General features: G+C 33.1%; 10 protein-coding genes and 1 pseudogene. 4 read left to right on the forward strand and 7 right to left on the reverse strand.

The window, feature by feature from the left end; translation table 11 throughout:
• Positions 1–15 precede the first annotated feature (15 nt).
• The 6 genes from ACMC9J_RS04345 to ACMC9J_RS04370 form a co-directional block, all read right to left on the reverse strand.
• Positions 16–1,548: a Mur ligase family protein gene (locus ACMC9J_RS04345; RefSeq protein ID WP_427003607.1), complete on the reverse strand. Its 1,533-nt coding sequence runs from the start codon at positions 1,546–1,548 to the stop codon at positions 16–18.
• The gene (locus tag ACMC9J_RS04350; RefSeq protein WP_427003608.1) at positions 1,541–2,923 is read right to left on the reverse strand and encodes a Mur ligase family protein; all 1,383 of its coding nucleotides are present in this window, start codon (positions 2,921–2,923) and stop codon (positions 1,541–1,543) included. The genes ACMC9J_RS04345 and ACMC9J_RS04350 overlap by 8 nt, the downstream gene beginning before the upstream one ends.
• 238 nt (positions 2,924–3,161) lie before the next feature.
• On the reverse strand, positions 3,162–4,349 hold the full coding sequence (locus ACMC9J_RS04355; protein WP_295869895.1) for an aconitase X catalytic domain-containing protein: 1,188 nt from the start codon (positions 4,347–4,349) through the stop codon (positions 3,162–3,164).
• A gap of 1 nt (position 4,350) precedes the next feature.
• Complete coding sequence (locus ACMC9J_RS04360) at positions 4,351–5,685, reverse strand: DHHA1 domain-containing protein (protein ID WP_427003609.1); 1,335 nt, start codon at positions 5,683–5,685, stop codon at positions 4,351–4,353.
• Positions 5,675–6,073 carry a 30S ribosomal protein S15 gene (locus ACMC9J_RS04365; protein WP_004032740.1) on the reverse strand — a complete coding sequence of 133 codons (399 nt, stop codon included), beginning with the start codon at positions 6,071–6,073 and terminating at the stop codon, positions 5,675–5,677. Before ACMC9J_RS04365 ends, ACMC9J_RS04360 begins: the two co-directional genes overlap by 11 nt.
• A gap of 56 nt (positions 6,074–6,129) precedes the next feature.
• Entirely contained in the window at positions 6,130–6,678 is a 549-nt protein-coding gene (locus tag ACMC9J_RS04370; protein WP_019266811.1) for an XTP/dITP diphosphatase, read from the reverse strand.
• 394 nt (positions 6,679–7,072) lie between these two features.
• Here ACMC9J_RS04370 and ACMC9J_RS04375 point away from each other — a divergent pair, with 394 nt between their 5' ends.
• Together ACMC9J_RS04375 and ACMC9J_RS04380 are read left to right on the forward strand one after the other, a co-directional pair.
• Complete coding sequence (locus ACMC9J_RS04375) at positions 7,073–8,233, forward strand: AAA family ATPase (RefSeq protein WP_427003610.1); 1,161 nt, start codon at positions 7,073–7,075, stop codon at positions 8,231–8,233.
• Between the two features lie 236 nt (positions 8,234–8,469).
• Positions 8,470–9,743, forward strand: a pseudogene (locus tag ACMC9J_RS04380) (ATP-binding protein).
• A gap of 217 nt (positions 9,744–9,960) precedes the next feature.
• Here ACMC9J_RS04380 and ACMC9J_RS04385 read toward each other — a convergent pair.
• Positions 9,961–11,577, reverse strand: coding sequence for a bifunctional N(6)-L-threonylcarbamoyladenine synthase/serine/threonine protein kinase (locus ACMC9J_RS04385; RefSeq protein WP_427003611.1), 1,617 nt, complete (start codon positions 11,575–11,577; stop codon positions 9,961–9,963).
• 137 nt (positions 11,578–11,714) lie between these two features.
• On the opposite strand from ACMC9J_RS04385, the gene ACMC9J_RS04390 reads away from it, so the two are divergent.
• Both ACMC9J_RS04390 and cobT read left to right on the forward strand, forming a co-directional pair.
• Positions 11,715–12,176 (forward strand): hypothetical protein, encoded by a 462-nt coding sequence (locus ACMC9J_RS04390; protein WP_304160806.1) that lies wholly within the window; start codon positions 11,715–11,717, stop codon positions 12,174–12,176.
• Positions 12,173–13,240, forward strand: a complete 1,068-nt coding sequence (cobT, locus tag ACMC9J_RS04395) for a nicotinate mononucleotide-dependent phosphoribosyltransferase CobT (protein ID WP_019268000.1) — start codon at positions 12,173–12,175, stop codon at positions 13,238–13,240. Before ACMC9J_RS04390 ends, cobT begins: the two co-directional genes overlap by 4 nt.
• Positions 13,241–13,243: the final 3 nt, after the last annotated feature.

Here is a 13,243-nt window from a genome sequence, read left to right on the forward strand (position 1 = left end):
CATAAACTATTTAATTTATAAATTATCAACACATTTTTTAAATTTTGTAGCAGCCTCCCCAATAGCTATTACCTTATTACAGTCTAGTTTTAATGCCTGATTAATTCCCTCCCGGACTTCATCAAAAGTTGCACCAAGAGTGCCTTTTTTAACAAAATCATCAACATGATTCAGTATAATTTTTTCTTTAAGTTCAGGATGTTCACTTATTTTATCACTAGCTATTTTTTGAGAAGCACTTGAAGCAGGAACAACATATTTGGAAAATTCTAAAACATTATCAAATATTTCCAAATCCCCTTTAGCACCGGATTCTGATGAAATTGTAATAACTGTAGTAATATCACCATATAACTTTTTAAATTCCCGTAAAACCGTTTCAACACCTGCAGGGTTATGTGCAAAATCTACAACAACATCCTTTTCGCCAATGGTGGCTACTTTTTCCATTCTACCGGAAACCCCTCCAAAAGTAGCTATTGATTCCAATATTTTATCATAAGGTAATTTTAGAAATTCATGAGCTGCAATAATTACGCCTGAAACATTATAGACATTATGAATTCCATCAAGAAGCATTTTAACTTCCAGTTTTTCATCTGGAGTATGTAACTCAAAGGATCTATTTTTCAAATCAATATTAGTTGCAATATAATCCAGCTGCGGAGTTGTTAGACCGCATTCACATAAATAATATCCTGAACCTGAAATAATCTCTTTAACATCAACGGTTTTGCCGCAAACACATTCTTTAGAAGATACACTTACAGGCATTTCATCTACTCCAAAAGTAATTACTTCACCTGCAAAGTTCAATTCCCTTAAAAGCCCCATAATTGTCGGATCCTGACCGTTTACAATAAGTTGCTTTCCATTTAATCCTTTTATAAATTCTGCTTTGACATGTGCATACTCCATAAAGCTCCCCAAATCATTTAAATGATCAGGAGTTATGTTAGTTATTAGTCCGGAACTTAACTGAGAATTTCCAACTATTCTCTCAATAGTACCCGGAACTCCAAATGTGCCTACTTCCAAAATTCCCACATCACCATTTAACCGGGACTGTAAAATTGGAATATACTCGGCATTTCCCTGCATTTTTTCCAAGTTATGTTCAACAGGTACAATATTATTATCACAGGCTATTTTTTTCAAAAGAGTTGTGGTAGTCGTCTTACCGTTAGTGCCGGTTATTCCAAATACCGGTTTGTTTACTTTAAAAATATCTATAATATCACTAACTTCCATAACAGGAATGTTTTTTTCCTGAATAATGTCAAATACTTTAGCTGTTTTAGGTAAACTTATTGGTGGAATTATATAATCTGCTTTTTCAAAAAACTCTTCCGGATGAGATTCATAAAATACTTCAATATCATACCCTTCCAAAGATTTTTTAAACCTGCAGCCATTAGCAGATGCCATGTCTGTTCCAATAACATCAAATCCACGGTCTTTAAGAATTCTGGCTACCAGATTACAGTTAGCTCCACAAATCCCAATTACACCAAATGTGGTATCTTTCGAAAAATCAGACTCATTCATATTTTTTACTTCCCTCTTCAAGTCCTTTCATGATTTTTTCAACAGTGGTGAGTCTGTCATAAGCTATAAGTGGCCCCATATGCAAAATAATGTCTCCAGGTTTGGAATATTTGAATGTTAAAGCAGCAGCTTCAGTAATATCTCTGGTAGCTACCTTAACCGCATTCGGATTTTCAACAGCATCTAAAACTTCATATGCCGCATTCATTTCAACTTTCTGGTTAACTTCATTAAATCCGCTAGCTATTATAACATCTACATATTGTCCAACAAGCTTTCCAACTTCTGCCTTATCTCTTTTAGACAATGTATCAAAATGATCTAAAAACAGTACAACATTGTCATCTTTAAAATAATCAAGAGTGATTTTCATTCCATCATATAAAAATGCAGAATCCAGAATAACTTTTCTTCCATTGTACTCACCAACATCCTCCATATGTGCCGGAAGTCCTTTAAATTCAGACAATGCCTCAGTAATATCTTCCTGAGAAACACCATATGTTAAAGCAACACTGCTGGCCCCTACAGAGTTTTCAAAGAAATAGCTGACCATGTGGAATGGTGTTGTAAATTCCCCTTTTGAATATCTGACGGTTAATTTTTCATCACCGGCAGTTCCAATGAAATCACAGTCATCATCTAAAGCATAATAAAGTGCATTGTCCCTTACCGGAGCTATAATGTCCCTGCAGGAATTATTTGCAATAAATGTTTCACTCATTCTTTCCAAAATCAATTTACGTTGCTGATATTTCTCAAGAGAACCTCCAAATTCAGACAGATGGTCTTCAGCAATATTGGTTAAAAGACCAATTTTAATATCCAATTCATCCAGAAGTCCTATAGTTCCATGAGGAAGTTCAAAAATAGCTATATCACAATTTTGAGCTTTACCTTTAACTATGCCATCAATAATAGCTTCACTAACTAAATTATTAACTAAAGAAGAACAGGACCATACTTTATAACCTGCCTGTTTAAAAATGCTTGTTGTAATAAATGTAGTAGTTGTTTTACCCATAGTTCCCGTGATTCCAATAATATCAACAGGAATCAAATCATTTACCATTTTTGAAAAGTCTTCATTAGTAATAACATCTAAATCAGCTTCAGCAACCTTTTTTGCAATAGGTGCACTGTCAGGCAAACTTGGAGCCTTATAAACTTTATCAATACCATCAATAGAAGGATTATCATTGCCTAAATCTAAAATAACTCCCTCTTTTTCCATTTGTTTTAAAATACTTTGCACATCTTGTTTAAAATCAGATAACTGTTTTGGATCAGTTATAATAACCTTATGATTTTGATTATTAAGTAACCTTGCAACAGGCCTACCAGCATTTCCTGCACCAATAACTAAATAATTCATAAATTTATTCACCTATAATTATTATATGATTTTATTAAATTTAAAGTTGAAGACAACACCCTAAAAAGTTAATTACATTTCGACTAAGCATTATTAAAAACAACCTAATGAGTGTCTTATAGAATACCCTATCAAATTATTTACATAAATAGTTTCTTATAAAATACGCTTTTAAGAAAAATAGCTGAAAAGTATTCTATAGAAATTTATTGAAATTTAAAAAAAATAGTGGAAAAAATTATTCAAAGTGAATTAAATTTTCCACATCATCATAAACAACATCAAGTCCGCACATAGAGGGAACATAATTAGCTGCTTTTGCTGAATTTACACCAATTACTTCAAAGCCCATATCTTCAATAGGCGCTACGACCATACAGGTATCACAGACCACATTACCACCTGCATCTTCAATAGCTTTTGTATAACCCATTCTGTCAGCTGTTGCTTTTACGCTAACTGATGTACAAATCCATAATTTATTTTTAATTGATTTTCCCCTGACAATATTTGCAACTTCTTTTATTTCTTCCAATGAAGCATGAGGACAGCCTAAACAGATTAAATCCGGTTCATCAGCTGTAGTGGATAATTTGTTACGGGTGTCTAAAATGTCGTCTTCAGAGATTGTAATATGATCATCAGCTTCACTTTTAGCAGCCAATTCATATTCCGGAGTAACGTTCTCCATATGATAAAGAGCTACTGAACCTGATGAGGCAAGTGCTGCTCCCAATGTTTTTAAATTATTATTGTCAGGAATATTTTTAAGGGTGAAGTAAGGCACTCCTCCACCGACAATTTTCCCAACAATATATCCGAGAGCTCCGAAATCAGCACCTGCGAGTTCGGTTTCAACATCCACTACTAAATTAGCCTTCCTATTTTCATCTAAATGGAATCCATAAAGAGGAGTTTTACCAACAATAGCTGCAGCTAATGCTGCCGGACCACCTTCACGGTTAGTTTTAGCACCAATTACAGAATTAACATAAGCTACTGCTGAAGATTCTGACCAGGACACATGGTCTCTAAATCTGGGAACATTTCCAACAAGATAAGGAGTACAAGTACATGTTTTTGAGATTCCAAGTTTGCCGTAAGCTTCTACAATCTGATTTTGCTTAACTGAAAATTCTTTTGGAAATCCGAGAGCTTTCCAATTATCCAAATCAGTTCCAGGAGGATTTAGGGAAGAATTAACACTAGCTACCCCTTTATCATCACTGGCTAAATCCTGAAGATATTCCAGTCCCGCATCACCAATAGTTTTATAAGAAACTCCAGAAACCTGTGCTGAAGTGATATCCACCAATTTAGAAGCACCATAAATATCTCCTAAAGCTACTAAAATATCCATGCTTTTTCTAACAGTTTCTCCAAACTCCCCATCACACATTTGTTCTTCTTTTTTTGTTAAAAACATATTAATCATTATTTATTTGATATTCAACCATATCATTAACCAAGTTTAAAAAGTTGTCTTTACTGTCAAATGGAATCATAGCTCCTGCAGCAATATCATGACCTCCACCCTGGCCACCAAAATTGTTGGAACTGTCCTGTAAGGCTTTTCCCAAATTAACTCCATTTTCAACTTGCTGTCTGGTTGTTCTTCCGGAAACTTTAATATCCTTATGAAGTCTGGATAATCCTAAAACAGGTTTTGAATCATCCAACAGGTTAATAGACAAACCTATACTAGCTATTGTACCCATTACAGATTTCAACACTTTATCTTCACTGTATAAATATTGAATATGAGAAAGATTAACTGAACCTTCCTTTTTAATCCATTCCAAACCTTTAACAAGCTGATCGCGATATTTGCGCTGCAAATCAGTAGCTGTTTTTAAGGCTTTTTCACGTTCTCCAAGAGCAATGCTTAAACCTAATCCAAACTTCTTATTTTTACCGCATGCATCAAGAATATAGGAATACTCTTCCAAATCACGAAGCAGAGGTATTTCTTTTGGAACTGTATAACAGTCACCGAAAATATCCGGATTAATCTTAATAAGTTCATCTTTAAGAATATCTTTTTCCTCTTCACCTAAATCAGAAAATTTAATTCCATAAGACAGATTCATCCTTTCTAAAAACTCAGTTGAACCTTCCAAATCCCCAGTTATTCCGGGAAGCGGCGGAGAAAAAGTGTAAGCTAAAGACTTGAAAAGTGGTTCAGAGGATTTGGAAACTATTTTCAAACCATCATGAATTTCCAGATTACCACTTTGTTTAGCATCATCAACAATGAGTTTATTAACTCCGGTAAATCCGTCCTGACCTTGCATATCACCAAAAGCACCAATTAAAGCAAAATAAGCCAAGTGTTTTTTATCAAGGTCCCTAACTGCCAAATAGCTGGAACCTGCTCCACTTAAATCCCTGCTTCCGTCAATATCAAACAGATGAGGATTTATGTGAACCACATTGCTTTCTGCTTCAACATCACTGACCTGATGATGATCAGCTATAATAACATCACATTTAAAGGAATTAAGTTCACCTACAAAAGAACTTCCCATATCTGAAAAAATGACCAAATCATGTTTTTCATGTCTTAACTGATTTATTAAATCTTCTTTAAGACGAGGAACAATTGTAGTGTGAAACTGAACCTTTTCCTCTTTTAAAGCATTAGCTAATACAGCTGCTGCTGAAATTCCATCAGCATCGTTATGAGAAATAATTCTTATAACGTTGTTGTTTTCTATGTGCCCTTTAAGCACATTACTAGCTTCACTAGCTCTATTTAACAAGGAGTGCTGCTTCTTTTGGATTGTATCTCCATCCTTCAGGTAATGCACCTTCATTTACATAATATGAAGCTAATCTCCTGATTCTAGATTCAATGATAGTTAAACCTCTTTTAGAGTGTAAATCTTTAGGATTTTCAGCTAAATGATCTCTTATATTTACTGCTCTTTTGATTAAGTTCATTAAATCTTCAGGGTATTTTCCAGCTTGATCATTTCTTTTTAAGATTTGGGTGATTCTTTCACCGGTTACTTCTTTAACACTAGGAATACCGTATTGGTCTCTTAAGATAATACCAATTTCACTGGTACTTTTTCCTTCTTTGTTAAATTTTAAAATCATTTCTTCAATTTCTTCATCACTGTAAGTTACCCATTCTGGTCTTGCCATAATAATTACCTCTTAATATTAGTTATAAAGTAAGCCCATAATAATAAATTAGAAAATTATTGAACAGAATACCATTTAATAAATTTTTCTAAAGAATTTTTTCTATGTGAAAACTGGTTTTTTTCTTCAGTTGTAAGTTCTCCAAAAGTCTTATCTTCATCTGGAACATAGAAAATAGGATCAAAAGCAAAACCTAAATCTCCTTTTTCCTCAACTGCGATTTCACCTATGACCTTACCTAAAAAGATCTTGGGCTCAGAATTGGGGGCGCAGTACCCAATAACTGACCTGAATTCGGCATAACGGTCATCGACACCATCTAAAAGCTTTAATATTCCCTGATTTCCAAGAGTTTCTTGAACATAAGAAGAATATGTTCCCGGAAAACCTTTTAAAGCTTTTATGAATAAACCAGCGTCTTCAACAATCACAGGTTTATTAAGTTTACGACTAGCATATTTTGCACCTGATATAGCTACTTCCTCAAGAGTTCCCTGAGGTTCACAGTAACCTAAATCAATATGCTCCAAGTTAATGTCATAATCTTTAAATATATTCTCTGCTTCTATAACTTTATGTTTGTTACCAGTTATAAATGTTATCATAAAGTTAATTATGAACTAAATTTTTTATAAAATTAACCATAATCAGTTAAAAGATTTAAATGAACAATTAATTGTTTAGGAAATTTTAGCTAATCTAAAGTAATTATATATTATCATCAGTCTCCAATAATGGTTTAAATTCCCTTCCAATAGTTTTATCATTTCCCAATATGTAAAAAACTTGAACATTATTGTTTTATTTGCTTTTCTTACAAATTTAATCCTTTAGCGAATGCTCTTATGAAAATTGATACTTTTTATTTTATGATTTAAAAAATTATTAGAATAGCATTTATTATATGTAAATTTCAAAATTCTTGAGAAACATAAGAAACATAAGAAACATAAATTTTTTTTATGTTTTTTATGAAATGTATTATCAGAGGTTATAAACATGAAAAATAATCCTTTTAGAAAACGAACTGGAATTTTGCCTTCGTATTTCACTGGCCGTGAAAATGAATTAAATGAACTTAAAAAAATATATAACTCAACTAAAATAGGAATTCCCGGCCATTTAATATTATATGGACCAAAAGATATTGGAAAAACATCTTTATTATTAAAATTTCAAGAGGAAATAACTAATCTTGATGATGTATATTCAGTTAGAATTCCATTAATGGAAGGAAATTTTGAAGACATTTACTCATTAATAATAGAAAAATGTTCTGACACGTTAAATATTAATATTAGCCATTTTTGGGAGAAAATAAGTTCATTAGGTATTAATATACCATTTATCGGAGGCATATCTGTATCACGTGAAATTCCCCAAACCAGCCCTGCAGTTGCATTTGAAAAAATTTTAAACGTGATTTATGATGAGCTAGGCTCTGACAATCCTGTTTTAATCCTGCTGTTTGATGATCTTCAAAGGATTATGGGCAATGATGAAACAATGAAGATATTGAGTATCTTGCAGAATGCTCTTGTAGAATTAAATCTAAAAGGAAAAAACATAATGTTTGTAGCTACTGGTTCAGAAGACATTTTCAACAAAATACAAGACAAACTTGACTCAGCAGTACGGATATTCGAACCTTACTTAATTGGACCATTATCATACGGCGAAGTATATGATGCAATCAATATTCCTACTAAAGAACAAAATGTGGCCTTTGAAGAGAATGTCATAAAAGAAATATATGAATTATCAAACGGAATTCCATATTACATGCAAATCCTAGCTTACAGCTGTTTTGAAGAAACAAATGAAGATGATAAAGTGACTATGGATGAGTTTAAAAAGGCATCTGTGTATTCCTTAAACATTTTGGCCCAACGTGAATTTAAATCATTATTCTCTAAATCCACTACGGAAGAGCGAAAAATACTATGCTTAATGGCTGAAAGCAACGAAACAATTTTATCCTATTCCCATATCAAAGATAATGCTCACCTAAACTCAGAACCTTCAGCATTGCTAAAAAGTTTAATTAACAAAAACATGATAATCAAACCAGCAAGAGGCAAATACAAATTAAAAAGTAATCTTTTCAAATTATACCTGCAAAATTTACGTATAAATCAGGATACTGGATTAATTAGATAGTGATAAACTTGCCTAAGTTACACTATCCAATATTATTTAAAACAAGCATATTCAAAAAACAAAAAATGAAAATGAACCAAAATGATGAAACAATCGATATGACAAGAAAACATACCTAGTTTTCGAAAAAAATATTGCTTTTCAAAATGCTCTAAATAAAATAAGTAACAGATTTTTGTATTAGAAAAATTGTAAAGTAATATACGGAAAAAATGTAAAATTAAGGAGTAATCATTATGGTTGTTAAGTATTTGCCGAGAATATTGGATGAAGATTTGGAAAAATATCTTACAATGATTGGTGCAATTCTCATTGTTGGACCAAATGGTGTGGCAAGACAACTACTGCCGAACAGCATGCCAAAAGTGTATTAAAACTACAAGACAAAGATAATTATAAAACAAATATTATGTGGGCAGACATAGAGCCTTCCAGATTATTAAAAGGAAACAAACCGCGATTGATTGATGAATGGCAGGTGGCTCCAGTATTGTGGGATTCCGTCAGAACAAGCATAGATGAAAGCGAAGGATATGGATTATATATTCTAACCGGTTCAACAGTGGTTGATGAAGACAGCATTATGCACTCAGGAACCGGAAGAATCCATAGAATGTTAATGAGGCCTATGAGTTTGTATGAAAGCGGTGAATCAAACGGGCAGATTTCAATTATGGACTTATTTGACAATCCAGACATTAACATTAATGACTGTGAATCCTCTTTAACAATAGATGATTTGATATTTGCTGCCTGCCGTGGGGGTTGGCCAGATTCATTGAATCAAAAAACTCGAGAAGGCAAACTCTTTGTTGCATATAATTATTTGGAAAACATTTGTAACACAGATGTTTCTGCTGTTGATGGGGTTAAAAGAGATCCTGATAGGGTAAGAGTATTATTACGTTCGCTTGCAAGAAACAATTCCACACTGGCTAAAGATCAAACCATTATAGAGGATATTAATGCTAATTTTATGGATATAAGTAGACCCACATACTATTCATATGTTGATGCCTTGAAAAAATTATTTGTAATTGAAGACAACAGAGGATGGTCGCCAAACATCAAATCAAAATCAGCAATCAGATCAGGAAATAAAAAAGTATTCATTGATCCTTCAATTGCCGTAGCAGCATTGAATGCAAATCCTAAATCAATGGAAAATGATTTGGAAACATTCGAATTTATTTTTGAAAATTTATGCATTCGTGACTTAAATGTTTATACAAATTCCTATGGCGGAAAAGTTTCATATTATCATAACAAGTCAGATTTGGAAATTGACTGTGTTGTTCACTTGAGAGACGGAAGATATGCATTAATAGAATGCAAGCTTGGAAGTGAAAGAATAGAGGAAGGTGCCCAAAATCTTCTTAAAATCAATAAGTTAATTGAAAAGAATAAAAAATTGGATAATCCCACATTTCTTGCAGTGCTGACTGGCGGAAAAGATGCATATACTCGTCCGGATGGTGTTAAAGTAATTCCAATCGGTTGTTTAAGATAGTATTTAATATATCCAGTCAGTTATCCTGATTAACATAATAACTGCTGAATGCATATTCTTCAAATAACTACAAAAGAAATTTTGTATCAGAGTTTTAGTGCAAAAATCAATAAGCATCAGAATTATATGAACTGATTAGAAATTTGCTCTCATCCATTATATTTCATACACTAGAAAAAGAGGTTCACCCATACATAAAGAATTAAATTATGCTTTCCTAATGGGTATAACGTCCTCTTGATTCAATTTCTTTTATTTTTTTAATTATTTTATCTTTATTTTCCCCGTATGAATCAGCATAACCGTCTAAAACATCATCAAAATATTTGCTGGCTGTAGTGCTGTCTATACTTTGCAGGGATTTCTTTAATACAAGCAAATCAACTGCCTTATCTTCAAATAAATCAGAATGTCTTCCAAGACCAAAATCTAAAAATACCAATTTTCCGTCTCTAAGCATTATATTTGAAGTTGTAATATCTCCATGAATAATATCCAAACTGTGTATTTTAGCTATTTCAACTCCGATTTTATAAGCTAAACTGTCATCAATAACTTCTTTAAGCATCTTCCCTTCAATAGCTTCCATCAATATAGATTTATTTTCCAAATCAACATCATATAATACAGGAGCAGTTACACCTGCTTTTTTAACATCAGACAATAATTTGGCTTCAAGTTTGGTTCTTGACTTTCTTATTTTAGAATCAATCTCAGCAATTCTGTAAGCTTTCGGAATTCTGCTTTTCAATACGGCATTTCTGCCCAAATATGAACTTTTAATAATATCTGATTCAGCACCTTTAGCTATTAAATTATCAGGTAATTTCAAATGTGATTCATCACTATTTACCCATGGAGCCTCTACTTCATCAGTTCTGAAACGCTGAATAATCCCAGTATCCCTAATATCCAAAGGACCAAACTGATTGTACATAAGCAATCCCAGCCATGCAATCATTACTCCGTTATCCCCACATAGTTTCATTTCAGGCATATAGAATTTGGCCCCATGCTCCTCAGACATTGTCTTAAGCATTTCCCTAAGTCTTGAGTTTGCAGAAACTCCACCGCACAACATAACCTCATCTTTTTGTGTATGGGACAGTGCCCTTTCTGTTACCTCAACAAGCATTGAAAAAGCTGTTTCCTGCAGTGAAAAACAAACATCCTCAATTGGAGTGCCTTTTTTAACTTTTCTTAAAGCTGCAGAGAGCAATCCTGAAAATGAGAAATCCATTCCTTTTACAACATAAGGTAAATCAACATAAGAACCTTTTTTAGCCAGTTTTTCAATTACAGGACCTCCAGGATGGCCTAAACCTGTTTCACGACCGAAATGATCAAGACAGTTTCCCGCAGCAATGTCTAGTGTTTCACCAAAAATCCTATACCTTCCGCTTTCATGAGAGATTACCTGACTATTTCCACCACTTACATAAAGAGTTACAGGATTAACTGCACCAGTGTCTAATTTTCCCACTTCAACATGACCAATACAATGATTAACACCAATTATTGGTTTATTTAAAGATAGTGCCAGTGTTCTTGCAGAAGTAGCTACAATTCTTAAAGCAGGACCAAGACCAGGACCCTGTGAAAAAGATATTAAATCCAAATCATCATAAGAGATTCCCGCTTCATCAATAGCTTTTGGAATTAACTTTGGAATCCAATATCCATGATGTTCAGCAGCTATTCTTGGATGAATACCTCCTTTTTCCGGGAATAACTGTTCCCCAGCCATAGCTAGTATATTTCCATCACTATCAACGATTCCTACACCTGTCTTTTCAGCAGTTCCTTCAATTCCTAAACATATCAAAATAATCAACTTAAAAAAATAATTTAATTTAATATTAGTTATTTGAAATATAAATAAGATACAGTTCACAAATATTGCAGAAATACACATTTTATTAATTTCACATTTCCTACAAATATTTAAATTTCAAAAATAAATTAATAATCATGGGATTTTATAGCACAAAAACTTCTGAAGAAAAAAGAGTTACACAATTAACAGGAGATGTACGTCTTAGAGAGGAGTTTAAAGAAGAAATCGAAAACAGAGGCATACCCATCTATCAGGGATACAATATCCAAAAAAGATTAAGATTTGAAGTTGAACAAGGTCAACTTAAAGGTGATGAAGTAGATTCAAGATTAATGGAACTGTTAGAAGAAAACAGTAAACAGACCGTCTCAAATATTTACACCAAAGACATTAAAAAAGATTCTGACAGTCCAAATAGGATTCCTCCAAGACCTCAAACAAATGAAATCAAAATACCTCCAAGAGCCAGAGACGGAAAAACATTCAGCACGGATTTGACTCAAAAAGAGATGTTGGAAAAAATTATTAAGCAAAATCAAAAAATTATAAATCAAAATAAAATTATTATTGAAGAATTAAAAAAGGTGAATAAATGATTGACGGAATAACAACATACGGTTCTGATGAATTAATAAACCAAATAAAATATGGGGAACCAGTATTTATATGTGTAATTGGTACAACTGAAACTTCCAAAATACCTGGAATATCTGGAGCTGGAGCAACTCCCGAATTAACTGAATATACTCCTGCAGCAGATGCTGAAATAATGGTTCATGGAAGTGTTCATTGTATGGAAGAAATTCCTCAAACAGTGGTTGGAGAAACTGCTGCACCAACACCATCAATGCTGACTAAAGCATCCTTACAACTTGCGGATATACCATTTGTTATAGTAGATGCTGGTTCTAAAGTTACCCCTCATTTAGAATGCAACAGACTTGGAAATGAATATGGAAGAGATATCAGAACAGGAAAAGGAGTTTTAAATCCATTGGAAATTTATGAAAATGCAAAAGAACTTGGAGCAAAGCTTTCAATGATGCATGATTATCTAGTAATCGGAGAAAGTATAGCTGCAGGAACAACTACTGCTCTTGGAGTCTTAAGAGCTCTTGGATATGATGCTAATGAGAAAGTCAGCGGAAGTATGCCTACAAATCCTCATGATTTAAAAACAAAAGTAGTAGATGAAGGATTGAAAAATGCAGGTCTTGACCCTGAAACTGATGAAATTGATGCAATGCAAGCTATTGGAGCTGTTGGAGATCCAACCCTTGCAGGAATGGCTGGACTTGTAATATCTACAGATATCCCAATAATTTTAGGCGGCGGAACACAAATGGCTGCTGTTTGTGCAATTGTAAAATCCATAAATCCTAATTTTGATTTCTCAAGAATAAACTTAGCTACTACAGTTTTTGTGGCTAATGATGAAACAGCTGATTTATTTGACCTTGTAAAACAGATTGATAAAGATATTACAGTCAATATTGTAGACCCTAATTTTGAAGAAGCAGAATATCCTGGATTGAAAAATTATCTGGACGGTTTTGTTAAAGAAGGTGTTGGAGCTGGGGGTGCAATGTTTACAGCATTAATTAGAGGAAACTCTGTTGAAAGATTAAGAAAAAAAATAGAAAAGGTTTGCAGTGAATAGTAT

This window comes from Methanobrevibacter intestini (assembly GCF_047402955.1).
In the GTDB taxonomy this organism is placed as follows: domain Archaea; phylum Methanobacteriota; class Methanobacteria; order Methanobacteriales; family Methanobacteriaceae; genus Methanocatella; species Methanocatella intestini.